The sequence below is a fragment of the Pseudomonas corrugata genome, from assembly GCF_001269905.1.
GTDB classification, from domain to species: Bacteria; Pseudomonadota; Gammaproteobacteria; order Pseudomonadales; family Pseudomonadaceae; genus Aquipseudomonas; species Aquipseudomonas corrugata.
The window spans coordinates 15587-37388 of the sequence record NZ_LHVK01000002.1 but is presented as its reverse complement, the minus strand read 5'-3'; the positions used below and the strand labels follow the sequence as shown (position 1 = coordinate 37388).

18 protein-coding genes and 1 tRNA gene are annotated in these 21802 nt (G+C 61.4%); 4 read left to right on the top strand and 15 right to left on the bottom strand.

Going from position 1 to position 21802, the window contains the following annotated elements:
* The first annotated feature begins 28 nt into the window (after window positions 1-28).
* The gene (locus AD665_RS00190; RefSeq protein ID WP_053190489.1) at window positions 29-553 is read left to right on the top strand and encodes an Mpo1 family 2-hydroxy fatty acid dioxygenase; all 525 of its coding nucleotides are present in this window, start codon (window positions 29-31) and stop codon (window positions 551-553) included.
* Between the two features lie 69 nt (window positions 554-622).
* Here the strand turns inward: AD665_RS00190 and AD665_RS00185 are convergent, their stop codons facing one another.
* The 9 genes from AD665_RS00185 to dibA all read right to left on the bottom strand — a co-directional run bounded on the left by AD665_RS00185 (window position 623) and on the right by dibA (window position 11292).
* The gene (locus tag AD665_RS00185) at window positions 623-2842 is read right to left on the bottom strand and encodes a GMC family oxidoreductase (protein ID WP_024780869.1); all 2220 of its coding nucleotides are present in this window, start codon (window positions 2840-2842) and stop codon (window positions 623-625) included.
* On the bottom strand, window positions 2839-3357 hold the full coding sequence (locus AD665_RS00180) for a sorbitol dehydrogenase (RefSeq protein WP_053190487.1): 519 nt from the start codon (window positions 3355-3357) through the stop codon (window positions 2839-2841). Before AD665_RS00180 ends, AD665_RS00185 begins: the two co-directional genes overlap by 4 nt.
* Window positions 3354-4718 carry a hypothetical protein gene (locus tag AD665_RS00175; protein WP_024780867.1) on the bottom strand — a complete coding sequence of 455 codons (1365 nt, stop codon included), beginning with the start codon at window positions 4716-4718 and terminating at the stop codon, window positions 3354-3356. The genes AD665_RS00180 and AD665_RS00175 overlap by 4 nt, the downstream gene beginning before the upstream one ends.
* Before the next feature lie 281 nt (window positions 4719-4999).
* Entirely contained in the window at window positions 5000-5989 is a 990-nt protein-coding gene (locus tag AD665_RS00170) for a sulfate/molybdate ABC transporter ATP-binding protein (protein ID WP_024780866.1), read from the bottom strand.
* Between the two features lie 3 nt (window positions 5990-5992).
* The gene (gene cysW, locus AD665_RS00165; RefSeq protein ID WP_024780865.1) at window positions 5993-6862 is read right to left on the bottom strand and encodes a sulfate ABC transporter permease subunit CysW; all 870 of its coding nucleotides are present in this window, start codon (window positions 6860-6862) and stop codon (window positions 5993-5995) included.
* 12 nt (window positions 6863-6874) lie between these two features.
* Entirely contained in the window at window positions 6875-7693 is an 819-nt protein-coding gene (cysT, locus tag AD665_RS00160) for a sulfate ABC transporter permease subunit CysT (protein WP_024780864.1), read from the bottom strand.
* Between the two features lie 176 nt (window positions 7694-7869).
* Window positions 7870-8883 (bottom strand): sulfate ABC transporter substrate-binding protein, encoded by a 1014-nt coding sequence (locus AD665_RS00155; protein ID WP_053190485.1) that lies wholly within the window; start codon window positions 8881-8883, stop codon window positions 7870-7872.
* Between the two features lie 81 nt (window positions 8884-8964).
* Window positions 8965-9147 (bottom strand): sulfur starvation response protein OscA, encoded by a 183-nt coding sequence (oscA, locus tag AD665_RS00150; protein ID WP_053190482.1) that lies wholly within the window; start codon window positions 9145-9147, stop codon window positions 8965-8967.
* A 237-nt stretch (window positions 9148-9384) separates the two neighbouring features.
* Window positions 9385-11292: a phosphodiesterase DibA gene (gene dibA, locus AD665_RS00145; RefSeq protein ID WP_024780861.1), complete on the bottom strand. Its 1908-nt coding sequence runs from the start codon at window positions 11290-11292 to the stop codon at window positions 9385-9387.
* Between the two features lie 146 nt (window positions 11293-11438).
* Here dibA and desA point away from each other — a divergent pair, with 146 nt between their 5' ends.
* Both desA and AD665_RS00135 read left to right on the top strand, forming a co-directional pair.
* The gene (gene desA, locus AD665_RS00140) at window positions 11439-12623 is read left to right on the top strand and encodes a delta-9 fatty acid desaturase DesA (protein WP_024780860.1); all 1185 of its coding nucleotides are present in this window, start codon (window positions 11439-11441) and stop codon (window positions 12621-12623) included.
* A 200-nt stretch (window positions 12624-12823) separates the two neighbouring features.
* Entirely contained in the window at window positions 12824-13813 is a 990-nt protein-coding gene (locus AD665_RS00135; protein WP_053190481.1) for a GGDEF domain-containing protein, read from the top strand.
* A gap of 126 nt (window positions 13814-13939) precedes the next feature.
* Here the strand turns inward: AD665_RS00135 and AD665_RS00130 are convergent, their stop codons facing one another.
* From AD665_RS00130 to gabD, 3 genes are all read right to left on the bottom strand, one after another.
* Window positions 13940-15157: an HDOD domain-containing protein gene (locus AD665_RS00130; RefSeq protein WP_024780858.1), complete on the bottom strand. Its 1218-nt coding sequence runs from the start codon at window positions 15155-15157 to the stop codon at window positions 13940-13942.
* A 141-nt stretch (window positions 15158-15298) separates the two neighbouring features.
* Window positions 15299-16576 carry a 4-aminobutyrate--2-oxoglutarate transaminase gene (gene gabT / locus AD665_RS00125; RefSeq protein ID WP_024780857.1) on the bottom strand — a complete coding sequence of 426 codons (1278 nt, stop codon included), beginning with the start codon at window positions 16574-16576 and terminating at the stop codon, window positions 15299-15301.
* Between the two features lie 178 nt (window positions 16577-16754).
* Window positions 16755-18197, bottom strand: a complete 1443-nt coding sequence (gene gabD, locus AD665_RS00120; RefSeq protein ID WP_053190479.1) for an NADP-dependent succinate-semialdehyde dehydrogenase — start codon at window positions 18195-18197, stop codon at window positions 16755-16757.
* Window positions 18198-18546: 349 nt separating this feature from the next.
* On the opposite strand from gabD, the gene AD665_RS00115 reads away from it, so the two are divergent.
* Window positions 18547-18623 (top strand) — tRNA-Arg (locus AD665_RS00115).
* A gap of 62 nt (window positions 18624-18685) precedes the next feature.
* Here AD665_RS00115 and AD665_RS00110 read toward each other — a convergent pair.
* The 3 genes from AD665_RS00110 to AD665_RS00100 all read right to left on the bottom strand — a co-directional run bounded on the left by AD665_RS00110 (window position 18686) and on the right by AD665_RS00100 (window position 21787).
* Window positions 18686-19300, bottom strand: coding sequence for a hypothetical protein (locus AD665_RS00110; protein WP_053190477.1), 615 nt, complete (start codon window positions 19298-19300; stop codon window positions 18686-18688).
* Window positions 19297-19869, bottom strand: coding sequence for an RNA polymerase sigma factor (locus AD665_RS00105; RefSeq protein WP_053190476.1), 573 nt, complete (start codon window positions 19867-19869; stop codon window positions 19297-19299). The genes AD665_RS00110 and AD665_RS00105 overlap by 4 nt, the downstream gene beginning before the upstream one ends.
* 238 nt (window positions 19870-20107) lie before the next feature.
* Complete coding sequence (locus AD665_RS00100; RefSeq protein ID WP_024780367.1) at window positions 20108-21787, bottom strand: vWA domain-containing protein; 1680 nt, start codon at window positions 21785-21787, stop codon at window positions 20108-20110.
* Window positions 21788-21802 lie beyond the last annotated feature (15 nt).

Sequence of the window (21802 nt, the reverse complement as noted above, 5' to 3'; positions counted from 1 at the left end):
TGCAGGCATCACCTCAGGAGGAACAACAATGAAAAGCCTCGTCGATCATCTCAGTCAATACGCCGCCTATCACCGCGACCCGCGCAACATCGCCAGCCATTTCATTGGCATCCCGCTGATTTTCGTCGCTGTCGCCGTGCTGCTGTCACGACCGGGCTGGCCAGTGGGTGCGCTACTGCTTTCGCCAGCGTTACTCGTCGCGGCGGCCAGTGCCTGGTTCTACCTGCGCCTGGAGATACGCCTGGGCGTGCTGATGACGGTTCTACTGGGCCTGGCCGTGTGGCTGGGGCAGGTATTGGCGGCGCAAAGTACATTGGCGTGGCTGGGCAGTGGGCTGGGGATGTTTGTGGTGGGCTGGGCGATCCAGTTCGTCGGTCACTATTACGAAGGTCGCAAACCGGCATTCGTCGATGACCTGACCGGGTTGATCGTCGGGCCCTTGTTCGTAGTGGTCGAGGCAGGCTTCCTGCTCGGGCTTCGCGGCGAACTGAAGCGGGCCATCGAAGAGCGCGCCGGGCCGATGGCCTTGCGCAACCAGCGCTCGGCCGCCTGAAGGGTTGTGCCGGGATTTGTGTCGAGGGAGCTTGTTCCCTCGACACATTGACCCGAATAAAACCTGGGGTCACACCGTACCGAACTCGACCCCCACCGTCAGCGCACCCTGGTTGTCACTCAAGCCCGCGCCATACCGACCCATTAGGTCATCGTTGATACACAGCTGCAGTTCCCCACTCTGCCCAGCCGGAATCTGCGCCAGATCACCGATCAGGAATGGGGTACCGCTGTCGCCGACACGGCCGATCAAGGCACCTTCGGCGGCACCCGGCAAGGTATAACCGGACTTGGCGGTGTAGTTCGGATTACCTTTTCCGTCCACCCATCCACTGTCCGGGCTGGCGTTCCAGAAGCCCAGAATCCAACGGGCACGACGCGGCACGACACCGTCGATCTGCACGCCAGTTCCCTGCCAGCCCTTGTCGGCCACAACTACTGCCGCCGCGGCCTTCAAGTCATTGGCCAGCGTATCGCCGGCCTGGAACGACAACGCTGCAATCGTCAGGCTAGGATTCGAGGTCCCGCTGCTGGGGAAAACCCCATCGCCCACCAGGAACAGATTCTTGTGATCCCAACTGCGCTGGTCCTTGTCGACCACCGATGTGGCCGGGTCACTGCCCATGCGATAGGTACCCATCAAGTGCCCGGCCCCTTGGAAGCTGAGAGGTTCTTTATCGTAAATGAACTTCCCCGGTTTAAGAGGCTTGGTCAACTCCTCTGCGCCGAGCAGGTCCTTGATAATGTGGGTGGCCAGTCGTTTTGCCTCCAGGAAACCCTTCTTGGTGTACTCGGACAACTCATAGTGGATTTCCGGCCGGGGAATACCGAGCCGGTCCTTGAAGTCGGCGGACGGCACGATGTAGCACTTGGCGTTATCGGGATCGTCTTCTACCTGCTCCACCAGGAACGCGATGCGGAACTGGCGGACGAAGATGTCGTTGAGTTTTTGCACCAGCGCCGTCCCATAAAGCGCTTCGGTGGGGGCTTTGGGGTCCTGATTCGACGACAGCGGGTTGACGCGGTTGTTGTTCGTGCCGTCGATGAAGTCGGCCACCGTGTCGTAGGGATCGTTGGCCGGCCAGTTCCAGCCCTCGTTGCCGATTTCAATGCGCCACGCCGCTCGTTGGCTGCGAAAGGCACCGTCTCGCAGACTCTCGATACCCGCAGTGGACAAGGGGCCACGGTACGGAAAAATCGCCTTGCCCTCAGGCATCAGGCCCCACGCCAGGTAGATCGGGTGGTCGGCCAGGCTACGTCCCACCTGACCGCTGCTGTTGGCCACCCCCTTGGGCCAGGCGGGCGTTGCGGAGTTGAGCAACAGCTTGGGGGTTTCGATGGCATGGGCGGCGATCACATAACGTTGGCCAAGGGCCACGCCAGTGCCAGTGACCGGTCCGTCACCCAATTGATACTGCATGAACTCCACACCGCTGACATTGTTGTCCGCGCCCACGGTCACTTTGCTCGCCACGGTTCGGTACAGCACCTTGACCTTGCCGGTGGCCAGAGCCTTGGTCATCGTCACGGTGGCGTCGTACTTGGCCTGGATCGGACAGATCGGGGTGCAATTGGTATTACCGGCACACACCCGGCGCCCCGCGTAGGGCTCGGAATTGCGCCCGGCCGGTGTCGGACTGACCACCAGCGGCAAGCCGTCGAAGCTCTGCCCCGTCACCGCCGTGACAAAACTGCCATCGACCAGTGACAGCGGAATGCTGTGCATCGGGAAGGCATAGCCTTCGGGAAAGGTTATGCCCAGGTACGCCTGGTCGGCGACGTTGGCCGAGACGCCGATTTCCGCCTCGGCCCGGCAGTAGGCGCTTTGCAGATCGTCGTAGCCAATGGGCCAGTCCACCCCGACGTTGTACAAGGATTTCAGGCGAAAATCGTTCGGCACCATACGCAGGCTCGTTCCGACCCAGTGCCAGGTGGTCCCGCCACCCACTCGTTCATAGGTACTGGTGAAGGGCATCGGGCCCTTCTGCACCAGGTAACTGACGGCTGGATTGTCCCATCCCAGAATCAGGTCGGCGATGGTCGCACGCGGGGCGTTCTGCCCGGCCGGGTCGCGGGGCGGGTCCAGGCTGGTGACCGGTGGATAGGGCGATTCCGGGGTTTTCAGTGTGGTGGTGTAGAACCGTTCCAGATATTGAGCCCGGTTGACCGGGATCTCTGGCCCCGACTCAAGCACCAACACCTCCACCCCAGCCATGGCCAGTTGATAGGCCACGATGCTACCCGCCAGCCCGGCACCCACGATCACCACTTCGGCTTGTTCAGTACTCATGACCGGTCTCCTTGTTGTGCATCAGAGGACGCGGTAGCGGGGACGCCGGTCAAGTCCTCGAGGCTCGGCGGCTGTTCGTTCCAGTAGCCGAAGAACGATTCGCTGTAGCCCATGGGGTGAGCCTGGGCCACTTTCCAGGCCCAGCTGTAGATGTAGGCCTGGTCGGACACCACCGCCGAGTCATCCTTTTTGTAATTCCCTGCGTCATAGGGTTGGTACCAGACACCCAGAAACCACAGTTTCATGATCGAACGCGCCGCCAGCACGGAGTTGGGAGTCGGTTGCACAGTCGTCAGCACCTGCTGGGCGATCTTGTCCGGGGGCACGTTGTCGGCCGCGAGTGTGGCGTACAGCGTCAACAACGGGTTGAGCACATCGGTGGTGATTCGTGGGGTGACGTAATCGAGAAACAGCGGCGGCAGACCTACCGGGTCGAGCTGCGGCGCCAGACGCGCGATGGGAATACCGGTCAGGGCCGATGACAGGCCGACGAAGTTGTCCAGGTCAGTGCTCATTGTTTGGCTCCTTGTCCGGAAGTGGACTGCGCGCGTTCGAGCAAATAGGTGAAGTCCGCAAAGCTGGTACGCGGGGATTCGGTGACATGGGTGGCGGCGTTGCCATGACAAGCCATGCAACTGGAAGACGCCTGGGGCGTGGTGCCTTGGATGTAGGTTTCCAGGGTGGCGTTGGCCAGGAACGGTGGCGCGGGATTACCCAGCGGATTGGCGGCCGAAATCTGGCAGTTCGGCGGCGGCGCGGCGCTCGGCCACTGAGTACTGACCAACTGGTAGTTGGCCCAGACGCTCTGCGGGTTGACCGTGCGCAACAGGCCCTGATATTTGGCGTTCAAGGCATTGGTAGGTCCGGTCAGCGGCACTTCGCGCACGATCTGCGAGGGCGTCGCCTTGACGGCCGGGTTCCATGGCCGTGGCGGTGGCCGATTGACCGCGCTGTCGCTGGCGGCGTTGTAGAACAGGTACGGGCCTTTGCGCTGCGCCACCGGTGTGGATTGTTCCGGCACGTTGTTCACATGCTCGAAGGTCGACCAGACCCACTGCGGCGCGCTGGCGGTCTTGTGGACGATGTGCAAGCCCACCAGCCCGACCGATTGCGATGCGCACGACTCCTCGACTATCGGCCCATGACTCGGGTCGCTGTTGCCCGGCGTATAGACCAGCGCGTCGACCGTGTGGAAATCCTGGGGACGGTCGTTTGCGCCCAGCACCTTCCAGGATGCCTTCACCATGACCGAACCGACCTGGCTCGTGTCGTTGGAGCCGCAGCTGAACGCAACGGTGTTGGTCTTGTTCGCGGCAAAGAATTTCCGCTGACCTTCGATGCTGTACAGGCCGTTGTCGACGATCCCGTTGAACATGGACTGGTTGACCACGATTTCATTGCGCGTATAAGCGCCGTTCTGATCCACCAGCGGACCACTATCAAAGGGCTGGATAAACTCATCCAACATGTCGGGGACCTTGCCCATCTGCTGCAGCAACCGCCCGGGCTTGAGCTGCTTGCACACCTCGGGAAGCGTCGCTGGCGCATCCCAAGGCAAGGGCGCCTGGCCCTTGGCTCGGAAAATCTGGTAACTCTCTTTCCAGCTTTCCCAGACCGTGGCCCCGTCCTGCTGGCCGATGGTGGTGCCGGTATTGGGATTGCCGTTGTCCAGCGCCGGCCAGTTCAGGGCGATGAAGGTCTGCCACGACAGGTCATCGAAATTACCTTGCAGGCTGGACAGGGAGACAGGCTGGGTGGCCGTGACATCGAAGGGTATTTGCGGCGACAACGAGGGGTCGGCGCTGGCGAACGGGCACAGCAAAACGCTCAACAAGGCACAGCCCAGCGGGCCATGCCGACTGACTTCCATTCTCATGCTTGATCTCCTTGGCAATCAGGGCCAGGAGATCACACCGGTCCGTCATGGACTCTCACTGCCTCCTGGCACGTCAGAGTCTAGGTAGGGTTTGAATCAAGAAGAGGGGTGGAAGTAGAACCAATCGAAGCAAAGCGTGACGGTGTTATTCGGATACAGACGGTGTGACGGAGGACGCCATCGCGAGCAGGCTCGCTCCCACAAGGGTTCAGCGTCGTTCACAAATCAGCTGATCGACGCTGCCCACTGTGGGAGCGAGCCTGCTCGCGATGCTTTTGATCCTAGAGGTTGGCGACCTTCTGCCAGACCTTCGGCTTGAAGAACAGCGTCTCACCCTTCGCCAATCCCACCAGGCTGTCGTGATCCTTCACTACTTCAGCCTCGATCAGCTCACTCTGACCTTCCACCTTCAACGTCACCCGGGTCGTTGCGCCCAGCGGACGGATGTCCCGCACCTCGGCGGCGTGGTGGTCTTCCAGCTCCGAACGCGACAGCGAGACCTCATGGGGACGGAACAGCACATGCCGGTCTTCGCCCAGATGCAGGCGGTTCGAGTCGCCCAGGAAGTGGTACACGAAGTCGCTGGCCGGACTCTCGTACACGTCGCCGGGCGAGCCGATCTGCTCGATAACGCCCTTGTTCATCACCACGATGCGGTCGGCGACTTCCATCGCTTCTTCCTGGTCGTGTGTCACGAACACCGAGGTCAAGTTGATGTCCTCGTGCAGCCGCGCCAGCCAGCGGCGCAGTTCCTTGCGGACCTTGGCATCGAGGGCGCCGAACGGTTCGTCCAGCAGCAACACCTTGGGCTCTACCGCCAGCGCACGGGCCAGGGCGATACGCTGGCGCTGGCCACCGGAGAGTTGCTCGGGATAACGGTCGGCAAGCCAGTCCAGTTGCACCATGTTCAACAGTTCGTGAACCTTGGTCGCGATCTGGCTCTCGCTTGGCCGCTGGCCCTTGGGTTTCATGCGCAGACCGAAGGCGACGTTGTCGAACACCGTCATGTGGCGGAACAAGGCGTAGTGCTGGAACACGAACCCGACGTTGCGATCGCGCACGTCATGGCCGGACACGTCCTCGCCGTGGAACACGATGCTGCCCTGATCCGGGTTTTCCAGGCCGGCGATGATCCGCAAGAGCGTGGTCTTGCCGCAACCCGACGGGCCCAGCAGTGCCACCAACTCGCCGCTCTGGATGTCCAGGCTGATGTTGTCCAGCGCCTTGAACGCGTTGAAATTCTTGCTGACGTTACGGACTTCGATCGACATGACTTATTCCTCCGAGCTGCTGTCGCGCAGGCGGTTGATTCGGTTCTCGCTCCACTGCTTGAGCAGCAGGATGAAGAGCGCCAGGATCAGCAACAGGCTCGCCACGGCGAACGCGGCCACGTGGTTGTATTCGTTGTAGAGAATCTCGACGTGCAGCGGCAGAGTGTTGGTCACCCCGCGAATGTGTCCGGACACCACCGACACTGCGCCGAACTCGCCCATGGCCCGGGCGGTACACAGCACCACGCCATAGATCAGCCCCCACTTGATGTTCGGCACGGTGACATGCCAGAACATCTGCCAACCGTTGGCGCCCAGCAGGCGCGCGGCTTCCTCTTCCTGGGTGCCCTGTTCCTGCATCAGCGGGATCAGCTCACGGGCCACGAACGGCACCGTGACGAAAATCGTCGCCAGCACGATGCCCGGCAGCGCAAACACGATCTGGATATCGTGGTCCGCCAGCCAAGGACCGAACAGGCCCTGGGCACCGAACATCAGCACGTAGACCAGGCCCGCGATCACCGGCGAGACCGAGAACGGCAGGTCGATCAGGGTCACCAGCATGCTCTTGCCACGGAACGAATACTTGCTCACGCACCACGCGGCGCTGACCCCGAACACCAGGTTCAGCGGCACCGAAATCAGCACCGCGATCACCGTGAGTTTCAGCGCCGACAGCGCGTCGGGTTCGAAGATCGCGCTAAAGAACGCGCCCAGACCGAGCTTCAGGCCCTGGGACACCACGATGAACAGCGGCAACAGCAGGAACAGCGCAAAGCACAACCAGCCAAAGCCGATCAGGATTCGGCGCGACGTCGCGCTGCCGCGGCGGGCAGCGTTGGTGGAGGCTGCGGAAATAGACGATTGGGACATGTTCGCGCCTCCTTATGGGGTTTCGATACGCCGCTGCAGCAAGTTGATCAGCAGCAACAGGACGAAGGAGACCACCAGCATCAGCACGCCGATGGAGGTGGCGCCGGTGTAGTCGTATTGGTCGAGCTTGACCATGATCAGCAGCGGCAGGATCTCGGTTTTCATCGGCATGTTGCCGGCGATGAAAATCACCGAACCGTACTCGCCCACGCCCCGGGCAAACGCCAGGGCGAAACCGGTCAGCCAGGCCGGCAACAACGCTGGCATCAGGATATGGCGGAACACTTGCCAAGGTTTGGCACCGAGGCAGGCGGCAGCCTCTTCGACCTCACGAGGGATATCCGCCAGCACCGGCTGCACCGTGCGCACCACGAACGGCAGCGTCACGAAGGTCAGCGCCAGGGTAATACCCAGCGGGGTATAGGCGATCTTGAAACCCAGGTCGGTGGCGAACTGGCCCACCAGGCCGGTCGGAGCATACAGCGCCGTCAAGGCGATACCGGCCACGGCGGTTGGCAGGGCGAACGGCAGGTCGATCATCGCGTCGATGATCTTGCGGCCAGGAAAGGTGTACCGCACCAGCACCCAGGCCAGCAGCGTGCCGATCACACCGTTGATGATCGCGGCGCACAGTGCGGTGCCGAAGCTGAGCCTCAAGGCAGCCAGCACCCGCGGCGCCGAAATGATCGTCCAGAACTGGTCCCAGGTGAGTTGGGCGGCATGCACGAACATCGCCGCCAGCGGTATGAGCACAATCAGGCTCAGGTACACCAGGGTGTAGCCCAGCGTCAGCCCGAAGCCGGGTATGACAGGAGAGATGCGACGCGACATAAAAGTCCTTGATTGAAAACACACTGTGGGAGCAGAACTGGGTAGGAGCAAGGCTTGCCCGCGAAGGGGGCGACTCGGTTTCTAAAGGACCGCATCGCCTTCATCGCGGGCAAGCCTTGCTCCCACAAAATCCCCTTGCCACAGATTCAATGTTCGGTTTTTCAGATCAGCCCAGCCTACTGCGCCTGATAGATCTGGTCGAACACCCCTCCATCATTGAAAAATTTCGGCTGGGCGGTTCTCCAGCCGCCAAAATCCTGGTCGATGGTCACCAGCTCCAGTTTCGGGAATTGCCGGGCGTACTTGGCGGCCACGTCCTTGTCGCGCGGGCGATAGAAGTTCTTCGCGGCGATTTCCTGTCCGGCCGGGCTGTACAGATGCTTGAGATAAGCTTCGGCGATCCCAAGGTTGCCTTTCTTCTCGGCGTTCTTGTCCACCACCGCCACTGGTGGTTCGGCGAGGATCGACAACGACGGCACGACGATGTCGAATCTGTCGGCCCCACCTTCCTCTTTCAGCGCCAGGAAGGCTTCGTTTTCCCAGGCCAGCAGTACGTCGCCCTGACCGTTGTTGACGAAAGTAATGGTCGAACCACGGGCGCCGGTGTCGAGGATCGGCACGTGCTTGAACAGTGCCTGCACGTACTCCTTGGCCTTGGCCTCATCACCCCCATTGGCCTTGAGGCCATAGGCCCAGGCCGCGAGGAAGTTCCAGCGCGCTCCACCGGAGGTCTTCGGGTTCGGGGTGATGACCGAGACGTCACTCTTGATCAAATCGCCCCAATCCTTGATACCCTTGGGATTGCCCTTGCGCACCAGGAACACGATGGTAGAGGTATAAGGGGTGCTGGCTTCCGGCAGGCGCTGCTGCCAGTCCACCGGCAGGGTTTTGCCCAGCTTGGCGATTTCATCGATGTCACCGGCCAGGGCCAGGGTTACGACGTCGGCCCGCAACCCGTCGATCACCGCTCGACCTTGCTTGCCCGAACCACCGTGGGATTGCTGAATCTTCACGTTGTCATCCGGGTGCGCCTGCTTCCAGAAACTGACGAATTCGGCGTTGTAATCCTGGTACAGCTCGCGGGTCGGGTCGTAGGACACGTTGAGCAGTTCGTAATCCTTCGCGACGGCGGAACCTGCGAAAACAGCGCTGGCCAGGACGGCCAGGGCATAACGGCGAATCGACGACATGATGAAAGCTCCTGGAACTCTGGCTTCTTATGGTTTCCGGCAGATCGGATGGTCTTGAAAACTCCCCACGGCCAAACTGTTTCAGCCCGGCTTATGGCTCGGCTGCTGCAGGCGGAATTTTTCCTTGCGTTCGATCTGGACCACCTGCGCGTTGTGCACAGTGATTTCCACAGCGCCAAAGCGCAGATCACGCAACGCGCTCTGAATTTCGCGCAAGATGCCTGCTTCGTCCTGGCCGTCAACGCTACGTAGGGATACGCTCATGCTGCTGCTCCTTGGATGAGTGCCCGGCAGTGGGCGATACTGCCCGGGGCGTGGAGCAATACTAGATAAGCCGGCATATTCTTAAAAAGACTATTTAAGAATTTTTATATAACCAAAAACATCACCAGCAAACCCTGTGGGAGCAAGCCTGCTCGCGATAGCGGTGGGACAGTCAACATTTTTGTCTCTGGCAGACCGCATCGCGAGCAAGCACGCTCCCACAGGTTTTTTTGCCTGTCAGGTGATTGCCGGGGCCCGCTCCCAATCCAGCTGCTGCGCCGGCACCGGCCGCCCGAACCAGTAGCCCTGTCCCATCCCACAGCCCTGCTCCAGCAGGAATCCCGCCTGCTCGCGTTGTTCGATGCCTTCGGCATGCACCTGCATACCCATGCTATGGGCCAGGGCGATGATCACCCGGACGATTGCTGCATCGTCCTCGTCCCACGGCAACCCAGCGACAAAACCCTGGTCTATTTTGAGCTTCTGCACCGGCAGGCGTTTGAGCCGCAGCAGCGATGAATAGCCGGTACCGAAGTCGTCAATCGCCAGCCGCACACCCAGCTCCCGCAAACGATGCATCTGCTCCAACGCCACTTCCGGATCCTCCATCACTGCGCTTTCGGTCACCTCCAACTCCAGGAACGCTGGATCCAGCCCGGTTTCATGCAGCACCCGGGCGACCTGCTCATACAACTCGCGATGGGCGAACAGTCGGCTGGAAACGTTCACCGCAACAAACGCCAGCGCAACCCCGGCCTGCTGCCACTGGCACATCTGTCGGCAGGCCTGGGCCAGGACCCAACCATCGATCTGGGCGATCAGCCCGGTGCGCTCGGCGACGGGGATAAATTCGGCCGGCGAGATCAAACCACGTACAGGATGTTCCCAGCGCACCAGCGCTTCGACCCCGATCAGGCGACTGGACGTCAGGTCGTGCACCGGCTGGTAGTGCACCCGTAGCTCCTGCTGGGCGAGGGCACGACGCAATTCGGAGGCTATCTCGACCCGTTGTTGAGCGTGGGCGGTCAGTTCTTCGGTGTACAAGGCGTAGCCGTCACGTCCGGCGCTCTTGGCCTTGAACAGGGCCGAGTCGGCGTTACGTAGCAATTGCCCAGCGCTGAGGGCGTCGCCCGGAAACAGGCTGATGCCGATGCTGGCGTTGATGAACAGGGCATGACCATCAAGCCGCAACGGCTCTTTCAACGTGTCGAGAATACGTTGGGCCAGGACCGCTGCCTGCCCCGGCTGCGAGCAGTTTTCCACCAGCACGGCAAACTCATCGCCGCCCAGGCGAGCCAGGGTCACCCCCGGCACGAAGAGTGCCTGGAACCGCTCGGCCACGCTTTTGAGCAACTCGTCGCCCACCGCATGTCCGAGGCTGTCATTGATGTTCTTGAAGTGGTCCAGGTCCACCAGCAGCAAAGCGCAACCGCGCTTGTGCAGCTGCGCCGAGGCCAGGGCCTGCTCCGCGCGGTCGGAAAACAGCATGCGGTTGGGCAGGCCGGTAAGCGGATCGTGATGGGCCAGATACGCCAGTTCGTGCTGCGAATCCTTGATCGCACTGATGTCGGAGAACACCGCAACGTACTGGCTGACCTGGCCACTGTCGTCGGCGAGCACCCGGATCGTCTGCCACTGCGGGAAAATTTCACCGCTTTTTCGTCGATTCCAGATTTCACCGCTCCATTCACCCCGCCCGCTCAGTGAGGCAAACATGTCACGGTAGAATTCCGGTCCGTGGCGGCCGGATTTGAACAGGTTGGGACGCTGGCCCAGCACCTCGTCCCGGTCATAACCGGTGATCGCCATGAAGGCACGGTTCACGTGCACGATCAGGCCGCTGCGATCCGTCACCAGTACCCCCTCGCGGGTGCAATCGAAGACAGCGGCGGCCTGGCGCAGACGTTCGCGATCGGCCGTGTGCCCGCCTTCGCCGAGCGACTGGCACATGCGCGCCCGCGCGAAGAAGATCAACCCGGCGCTGATCAACATCCAGACATAACCGTTGATCAGTTGCCAGTTCTGCCTGACGGCGGATTGATCGAAGAAATTGCTTAATAAATAACCAACCAGCTGCAGCCAGGCGACTGACAGCACGAGATAAAACAGCGCTTCTCGCATGGCAATGCGGTGATGGGCAGTCATTCGGTCGTCCATGTCCTTATAAATAGGCCGGGATTATAGAGGAAGAAACATCCTGCCACTCTTATCTGAAAGGCCGACTGGTTTTATCTGTAGGGCTGGTGATAATGCAGCGGCTGTTTCTATCTTTATCGAGGGCCCTACAGCCTATGTGGTACGAAGGTTTTCTTGGCTTGTCACCTTGGTCACTGGTGGCAGTCACCCTGCTGATGACCCATGTCACGATCATCAGCGTCACGGTCTACCTGCACCGTTACTCGGCTCACCGCTCCCTGGAGCTCAACGCCGGTCTCAAACATTTCTTCCGCTTCTGGCTGTGGCTGACCACAGGGCAGAACACTCGCGAGTGGACGGCCATCCACCGCAAGCACCACGCCAAATGCGAAACCGTGGACGACCCCCACAGCCCGGTTGTCAAAGGCCTTTCCACGGTATTGCGCAAAGGTGCAGAGCTATACCGAGCCGAAGCGGAAAATCCGGAAACCCTGCGCATCTACGGCAAGAACTGCCCTGAAGACTGGATCGAACGCAATCTCTACAGCCGCTTCCCACTCCTGGGCGTGGCGATCATGGGCGTAATCGACCTGCTGCTGTTCGGCACCATCGGCATCACCATCTGGGCCATCCAGATGATGTGGATCCCGGTCTGGGCGGCCGGCGTGGTCAATGGCCTGGGCCATGCCGTGGGCTACCGCAACTTCGAGTGCCGCGATGCGGCGACCAACCTGGTACCGTGGGGCATCCTCATCGGTGGCGAAGAGCTGCACAACAACCATCACACCTATCCCAACTCCGCCAAACTGTCGGTACGCAAATGGGAGTTCGACCTGGGCTGGGCCTGGATCCAGGTGTTCCGCTTCCTGCGCCTGGCCAAGGTCCAGCGAGTCGCGCCGATTGCCCACCGAATCGAAGGCAAGGGTCATCTGGACATGGACACCGCCATCGCGATCCTGAACAACCGGTTCCAGATCATGGCCCAGTACCGCAGGCTGGTAATCGCCCCGCTGGTCAAGCAGGAGCTGGAAAAGGTCGATCATTCGGTACGCCACCAGTTCCACCGGGCCAAACGCCTGCTGTCGCGAGAAACCAGCCTGCTGGACGACCGTCATCACCTGCGCATCCAGAACATGCTGGAACACAGCCAGGCGTTGAAGGTGATCTACGAAAAACGCCTGGCCCTGCAGCAGATCTGGGCAAAGACCAGCAGCAACGGCCACGACATGCTGGCGGCCATCAAGGAATGGGTCCACGACGCGGAGATCAGCGGAATCCAGTCCTTGCGGGACTTTGCCGACCAACTCAAGACCTACTCGTTGCGGCCTGCTACGGCTTGATAACCAAGCCCCGCCACCCGGCGGGGTTTTTCTTTCCTGCACGCTCCCACAGATTTGGCTGCCGAAACCCCGCCCCTTCGTCGCCTGAAAAGGAACTTCACCCCGAATCCCTTATCTCAAGAGCACTTCGCCATCCAGGCGGGCTTTGGAGCAAGCGCGTGCGAACCTTCAACAGTGCACGCTCTTTGAGATTTGTACCAATGGTCGACAAGAACCTGCAGGATTCAACCCAACCTCATTGGCCCGAGGCGGCCCAGACACTCATGGCGCTGATGCACGCCCAAGGCGAAGTGGCGCGCCTGAGCGAACGTGAACAGCTCTTCAGCTCATTGCTGGTCAGCGTCAACGCGGTGCTCTGGGCGTTCAATTGGGAAACCCGGCAACTGCTCTACGTCAGCCCCGCCTACGAACGTATCTTCGGCCGGCCCGTCGGCCTGGTACTGGCCGACTTCAACGAATGGCGCGACGCGATTTACCCCGACGACCTGGACTATGCCGAGCGCAGTCTGGCCGAAGTGCTGGTCAAGGGTGCCGTGGAAGATCGCGAATACCGCATCATCGCCGCCGATGGCCAGATCCGCTGGCTGAGCGACAAGTGTTTCATCAACCGCCAGGCCGAATCGGGACAGCCGGTAATCGTGGTGGGCATCGCCGAAGACATCACCGAAAAGAAGCTGCTGGAAAGCGAACTGCAGCGACTGGCAACCACCGACGTGCTGACCCAGAGCAGCAATCGCCGCCACTTTTTCGAATGCGCCCACCGCGAATTCGAACAGGCACGAATGCAAGGTACGCCCATGGCCTTCCTGCTGCTGGACATCGATGATTTCAAGGTGATCAACGACACCTACGGTCACCAGGAAGGCGATAGCGTGCTGCAGAAAATCGCCGAAAGCGGGCGGACCGTGCTCCGGCGAGGCGACCTGTTCGGGCGGATCGGCGGCGAAGAATTCGCCGCCGTATTCCCCGGCTGTGCCCCGGACATGGCCATGCAGGTGGCCGAGCGCCTGCAACGGGAAATCCAGCGCCTGACCTTCCGCAGCGGGGATCAGGGTTTCGGTATCACCGTCAGCCAGGGGCTGACCAGTATTACCGACGAGGATCAGACCCTCGACAGCCTGTTCTCGCGTGCTGACGCCGCCATGTACGAAGCCAAGCGCCAGGGCAAGAATCGGATCATCGTCGCCTGATCGACGTCCTATACAAGTACCTGTGGGAGCGGGCTTGCTCGCGAAGCGGTCTGACAGTCACTGCATCGTTGAATGCAAGACCGCTTTCGCGAGCAGGCTCGCTCCCACAGGGTTGAATCGACGTTCTTACTTCCTGCGCAAACGCATCAACTCCGGCAAGCCAATCTTCAGCAACCGCGCCGTGCGCCCCCGGGCCAGCTCCTCAAGGCCCTCACGCTCGGTCAGGTGGGCCATTTGCCCTGCCATGTTCATCACCAGGGCCTCGCGGGAGTAAACCCCGCCGCCAAGGCCGTAGACCGCCGCAATCAACTCCCGTAGTTCCAGCGGCAAGCGCCAGCGCGTACGCAACGCCGAACCAAAACCGGCGCCCTGCTGCTCCAGGAAGTTTCCCACTTCCTCAAGCTCATCCAGTTCGCCACCGGCCTGCTTCCATTCTTCCAGACAGCGCAACACCGCCAGTTCACCCAAGCGATGCAGCAGCCCGGCGCAATAACAGCGCTCCGGTTCCAGATCCAGCAAACGAGCTATCGTCCGGGCGTATTCGGCGGTATGCAGCGACAACAGCCAATAACGCTCGGCATAGTCTGCCAGGCAGGGATTGCTGAGCCGGGCACAGCGCTTGAGGGTCAACCCGAGGATCAGGTTCATGCTCTGCCCGGTACCGAGCTGGTGCAGCGCCTGGGCCACGGTCTGCACCGAACCGCCGCCCTGATGCTGGGCTGCACTGTTGGCCGCGGCGATCAGCACGGCGGTGATCTGCGGGTCGGTGCGGATGTCCTCTTCCAGTAACTTCAGGTCCAGGCCGCCGGGGTTGAGGCTGCGCTTGACGGCCAGTTGCACATCGGTCATCAGCGGCGCGCCTTCGGACAGTTCGCGCCGACGCTCAAGATACGTCGCCAGGGTCTGGGCGGGGCCAGGCGTCGGCGCATCGCTGGCGACGTCCTCAGAGCCACTCAACAGCAAGCCTTGCAGACGCTGGGTCAGGCTTTCCCGGTTCAAGGGTTTGGTCAGATAAGCGGCCGGCGCCAGTGGCAATACCTCTCGTACACTGGCGCTGTCATTGCGCCGGCTCATCAGGATGAATGGCAATGGCGGGGTGCGCTGTTGATGGCGAAGGCCCCGCAGGATACTCAAGCCATCGACACCCGGCAGCTCCCAATCGGCGATCACCAGGTCGTAAGGATGATGCGCCAGCAACTCCAGCGCCTGTTTGCCTTCACTGCACGTGTCCACCCGCGCATCGCAGCGCAAGCCCGATAACACCTGTTCCAGCAACTCACGGGACGCCGGGTCGGCCTCGGCGATCAACACACGGGGTACAGCGGGCAAATCCACAGCAGTCATGCGGCATCGCTCCCTTGCAATAGCTGCACCTTAGACAATGGCCGCCGTTGCAAACAGCTCAAACTCTCAGAATAGGTGCCCGAACATGAAAAAACCCGCTAAAAAGCGGGTTTTTCATGGATCAACACACAGCTCGCAACGTCAGAGCTCGGAGAAGCATTCTTCGATGATTGCCAGGCCCTTGTCCAACTGTTCGTCTGGCGAGGTCAACGGCACCAGCACACGCAGGACGTTGCCATAAGTGCCGCAGGACAACAGGATCAAACCCTTGTCGCGTGCCTTGGCCACGATCTGGGCCACGGCAGCGGCGTTCGGCTTATGGGAATCACCGTTTTCGAACAGCTCCACGGCAATCATCGCGCCCAGGCCGCGGACTTCACCGATTACCGGGTATTTCTTCTGGATGGCCTTGAGGCCGTTGACCAGGCGCTCGCCCACGGCCTTACAGCGATCCAGCAGGTGCTCTTCTTCGAACACTTCCATCACTGCCAGCGCCGCCGCGCAAGCGATCGGGCTACCCGCATAGGTGCCACCCAGGCCACCCGGGGCGATGGCGTCCATGTACTCGGCCTTGCCGCAGACACCGGCCAGCGGGAAGCCGCCAGCGATGGATTTGGCGAAGGTAGTCAGGTCGGCGGCAACGCCCATCTGCTCCATGGCAAAGAAGGTACCGGTACGGCCTGCGCCGGTCTGCACTTCGTCGGCGATCAGCAAAATACCGTGCTGGTCGCACAGAGCACGCAAGCGCTTCATGAACTCCTTCGGCGCCACATAGAAACCACCCTCGCCCTGCACCGGCTCGATGATGATTGCAGCGATGTCACGCGGCTCGGCGTCGTTCTTGAAGATGCGCTCGATGCTGGCGATGGAATCGTCGATGCTCACGCCGTGCAGTTCGTTCGGGTACAGCGCGCGGAAGATACCACCCGGCATCAGGCCCATGCCGGCCGAGTACGGCACGACCTTGCCAGTCAGGCCCAGGGTCATCATGGTGCGACCGTGGTAAGCGCCGGTGAAAGCAATCACTCCCGCACGACCAGTGGCGGCACGGGCGATCTTCACGGCGTTTTCCACCGCTTCGGAGCCGGTGGTGACCAGCAGGGTTTTCTTGGCGAAATCGCCAGGGACCTTGGCGTTGATTTTTTCGCACAGTTCCACGTACGGCTCGTAGGCCAGGACCTGGAAGCAGGTGTGGGTCAGCTTGTTCAGTTGCTCGGTCACGGCGGCGATGATTTTCGGGTGCACGTGGCCGGTGTTCAGTACGGCGATGCCGCCGGCGAAGTCGATGAATTCACGGCCTTCAACGTCGGTTACCGTGGCGTTCTTCGCCGATTCAGCGAAGATCGGGTGGATTTGTCCGACGCCACGTGGAACGGCAGCGGTACGGCGGGCCATCAGATCAGCGTTAGTCTTGCTCATTACAGTCCTCATTCGCCGCTCATCGGTCGGCGTGGCTCAAGGATTTGCACGGCGGGCATTCAACGGCGGCAGCATGCGATGATCGACTGCCACGGCGTTCCCGGCCGCAGGAAAAAAGTGCAGTTTTGAAACGGCGCAAAGGGACAGCGCTCTCGTGCCCTTTGCGCTTGCAACAGGATCAGATACCCAGGCAGAGGTATTTGATTTCCAGGTAGTCCTCGATGCCGTACTTGGAGCCTTCACGGCCCAGGCCCGAGGCCTTGATGCCGCCGAACGGCGCGACTTCGTTGGAAATCAAACCGGTGTTGACGCCGACCATGCCGTATTCCAGGGCTTCAGCCACGCGGAACACACGGCCCAGGTCACGGGCATAGAAGTACGAGGCCAGGCCGAACTCGGTGTCGTTGGACATCGCGATCACTTCGGCTTCGTCTTTGAAGCGGAACAGCGGCGCCAGCGGGCCGAAGGTTTCTTCCTTGGCTACAGCAGCGGTTTTCGGGACGTTGGTCAGGATGGTCGGCTCGAAGAAGTTGCCTTGCATCGGTTTGCCACCGGCCAGCACGGTCGCGCCTTTGCCAACGGCATCGGCGATGTGTTCCTGGACCTTGGCGACGGCTTTCTCGTCGATCAGCGGACCGGTGGTGGTGCCGTCCTCCAGACCGTTGCCGATCTTGAGCTTGGCCACCGCGGCCTTGAGTTTTTCCGCGAACGCGTCGTACACCGAATCCTGGATGTACAGACGATTGGCACAGACGCAGGTCTGGCCGTTGTTGCGGTACTTGGAAATGATCGCGCCTTCGACGGCCTTATCCAGGTCCGCGTCGTCGAACACGATGAACGGCGCGTTGCCGCCCAGTTCCAGGGAGACTTTCTTGATGTCCTTGGCGCATTCGGCCATCAGTTGGCGACCGATCTCGGTCGAACCGGTGAAGGACAGCTTGCGCACGATCGGGTTGCTGGTCAGCTCGCCGCCGATGTCGCCGGCGCTGCCGGTGACCACGCTCAGCACGCCTTGCGGGATGCCGGCACGGTGCGCCAGTTCCACCAGGGCCAGGGCCGAGAACGGGGTTTGCGAGGCCGGCTTGATGACCATGGTGCAACCGGCGGCCAGGGCCGGACCGGCCTTGCGGGTGATCATCGCGGCCGGGAAGTTCCACGGGGTAATGGCGGCGGTCACGCCGATCGGCTGTTTGATCACGATCAGGCGCTTGTCGGGCTGGTGGCCGGGAATCACGTCACCGTAGATGCGCTTGGCTTCTTCGGCGAACCACTCAATGAACGACGCAGCATAGACGATCTCGCCCTTGGCTTCGGCCAGTGGCTTGCCCTGCTCCAGGGTCATCAGGCGACCGAGGTCGTCCTGGTTTTCGATCAGCAATTCATACCAGCGGCGCAGCTTGTTGGCGCGCTCCTTGGCGGTCAACGCACGCCAGGCCGGCAGCGCCTTGTCGGCGGCTTCGATCGCACGGCGGGTTTCGGCAGCGCCCATTTTCGGCACGGTACCCAACACTTCGCCCGTGGCCGGGTTGGTGACCTTGATCGTCTGACCATTGTCCGCATCGACCCAAGCGCCATCGATGAAGGCTTGCTGGCGGAACAACTGGGTGTCTTTAAGCTGCATGTCGGCTTTCCTTAACAGCACCGCGCGCACGCGGAGCGAATTAGAGTTGTAGAAAGGCGCCTTATGGGCTGCCGTCAGGGAAATCATTCACTGGGCTGAAGCACAGAAATAACGCACAACAAGCATAGACGTGCGGTTCAGCACCCAGACAAGAGCGTTTGAAATCTCAAACGAATCCTAGGGCCGATGGGGGTGAAGGACAATAGGCTGTTCGAAAAAAAGAACGAAAAAGACGAAATTGACCGTTTTTTCTGATCAGCGTAGCCAGCACCTGCCCCAAGGCCGGAAAACAACGGCAAATCAGCAGCATGGACGCCCGCGATGCATATGAGTATCATGGCGCCGCGTTGCACCAGTAGCTCAGCTGGATAGAGTACTGCCCTCCGAAGGCAGGGGTCGTGGGTTCGAATCCCGCCTGGTGCGCCATACAGATGATCAAAAGCCCCAAGTCGCGAGACTTGGGGCTTTTTTGTGGGCCATTGATTCACTCAACGCTTGCGCAACGCCTCCAGCCGCGCCGGCAAGTCTTCCTTGGGAAACCGCTTGTGCAGACCAAGCAACTTCTCATCCGCCGCCTTGGTCTCCCCCGCCTGGCGCAACCGCAGGATTTCCAGCAACCCCTGCTCCAGCGAAGAGGGGGCGGCGGACACGGCCTTGCTCTTTTTCGCCATGGGCTCATCCGCCTGGACTTGCACAGGCTGCTCCGGTTCCCGGCTCAGTTCGCCCAGGGGCGCCATGCGCGCCATCGGCGCCGGGGCAGCAGGGGCTGCCGGCGCGGGGGCAACGGCAAGCTCCTGCCGGGCCGCGGAATAATCCAGCGCTGCCGGTGCAGCCAGTTCGTCCTTTGGGACTGGCGAACGCAGCACCAGGCCGATCATCAGCGCCACGCCCGCCACCGTGGCGAACGCCATTTGCCAGCGCGGCCGTTGGCAGGCCTGCAACCAGCGGCTCCACAGGCTTGGCTTGGGCGCCGGCGCTTCGCGGCGGGCGGTGGCCAGGATGAAGGCGTCCAGGGAGGCAGGTGGCTCGCCGCTGGCGTGTTGGCGGAAATGCTCGATCAGCGCTTCGTCAGCGGGATCCGGGGTCTGTCGGGAGTCAATCATGCGGGTACCTCCTCGGCCAGCAGCCGGTGCAACTTCTGCTGGGCGTAACGCAAACGGCTCTTTACTGTTTCCAGCGGGACGCCGGTCAGGGCGGCGATCTGTGGCAGCTCCAGGTCGCCGTGCAGGCGCAGCAGGAAGACTTCGCGCTGGTCTTCGGGCAAGGCTTGCAAGGCGACGTCCAGCCGGCCCTGATCGCGGCTCAGGCTCAACTGTTGCTCCGGGCTACTGGAATCGTCGGACTGGACATGAAGTTGTTCGTCGTAGCTGTCATGCAATGGATTGTGAACACCGTGCCGGCGCCAGTGATCAATCAAACGGTTGCGGGCAATCTGGAACAGCCAGGTGCGAAAACTCGCCCGTCCTTGTGGCTGGGTGCTGCTGCGGATCAGGCTGAGCCAAGTGTCCTGGAAGATTTCCTCGGCCAGCTCAGCCTTGTTGCTCAAAGACACGAGGAAACGATAAAGCCCCTGCCGATGCCGCGCATAGAGGATTTCAAAACTGGCGCCATCACCGTCGCGGTAGCGGGCCAGCAGCGTTTCGTCGCTGACGGAGTCAATCGGGGTGGGCATTTGGGCGGCGGACTCCTTCCAAGAGAAATGCGATTCTGCAAACAACATCGATCCACTGTGGGAGCCGGGCTTGTTCTGATGCCGGTCAGTTAAGGATCAAACGGCGCAACACCTGTGGGAGCAAAGCTTGCTCGCGATAGCGATGGACCGGTCAACATTGTTGCTGACGGACTTACCGCCATCGCGGGCAAGCCTTGCTCCCACAAGCCCGGCTCCCACATTTTGATCCCATTAATCTTCAGGAACCGTGTTTGGCCTCGGGCTTGAGGCTCTGTGCCAGCTCGACCATCTGCACGAACTCGGCACGCAGCCCGAACGGGTCATCGCCCCGCGCAGAACGGGCCAACTGAGCGGTGTCCTTCAAACTCATCGACCCAGTGTAGCGCCCCTCGCCCTTGAGCTGCTGCGCAAAGGCCGCCACCGCCGCCGAGAAACGCAGGTCATCGCTGGCCTTGCCTTCGCCCTGCGCACTGGCTATCGGATGTTCGATCAGTCGGCTGCTGCCACCTTCAGCGGGTTTGTAGCGTACCCGCACCATTGCCAGCTCACCGGCCTTGCCCTCTTGCTTGGGCTGCGGGCTGGCATAGCGCAGCGGCTCCAGCCAACCCTGCTCCCCTTTCGGCACGATTTCATACAACGCCGTCACCGTGTGCCCGGCACCGATTTCGCCGGCGTCGATCTTGTCGTTGCTGAAATCCTCACGTTTCAGCCCGCGGTTCTCATAACCCAACAGGCGATACTCGCTGACCTGGGCGGGGTTGAACTCCACTTGCAACTTCACATCCCGCGCCACCACCGCCAGGGTCGAGCTGAGCTGGTCCACCAACACCTTGCGTGCTTCGAGCAGGTTGTCGATATAGGCGTAGTTGCCGTCGCCGGCATCGGCCAGTTGTTCCATCAGGTGTTCGTTGTAGTTATCCACACCGAAACCCAGGGTCGTCAGGGAGACGCCACTTTTACGCTGGTCCACCGCCATCTGCTTGAGGCTGTCGAAATCACTGACGCCGACGTTGAAGTCGCCGTCGGTGGCCAGCAGGATGCGGTTGATGCCTTTGTCGATGAAGCTTTCCCGGGCCATCTGGTAGGCCAGTTCGATACCCGAGGCACCTGCGGTGGAACCTCCGGCATCGAGCTGATCGATGGCATTGCGGATTTTCACCTTGTCGCGACCCGAGGTCGGCTTGAGCACCACCCGCGACTCACCGGCGTAGGCCACCAGGGACACCCGGTCCTGATCGCGCAATTGGTCAACCAGCAATTTCAACGTGCCCTTGACCAGCGGCAGGCCTTCGCGACGGTCCATCGAACCGGAAACGTCCACCAGGAACACCAGGTTGGCCGGCGCCAGGTCCGCCACGGCGCGGTCGGAAGCCTTGATGCCGATACGCAGCAACCGGGTGTGAGGGTTCCACGGTGACGGCGCCACCTCGGTGGTCACGCCAAAAGGCGAACCATCGGTGGGCAGTGCGTAGGTGTAGGGAAAGTAGTTGACCATTTCCTCCAGCCGCACAGCCCCTTCGGGCGGCAGGCTACCCTGGTTGAGGAAACGTCGCACATTGGCGTAGCTGCCGGTGTCGACATCCACGCTGAAAGTCGACACCGGTGTTTCGGCAACGCTGTGGATGGGATTGTCCGGCAGTTTTTCATATTGTTCCCGCGGCTCGGAGCGGTAGTCCCCAACGATCGAGTCGTTCATCACCTTCGACGAGGCCATCGGTGCCGGCGCACTCATGGGCTGTACCGCAGGCTGGGCCACATAGGCCACTTCGCCCTTGAGTTCGGAGCTGGGCGCCGCAGCTACCGGCTCGCCCGGCTTGGCGGTTTCCCCGTATGGCTGGCTACAACCGGCCAGCGCCACCAGTAGGGTCACGGCGAAGCCCTGGGCAGCAGGGCGTAGGAATGGGAGCGGGCGGGACATGGGCTGACCTCGTGA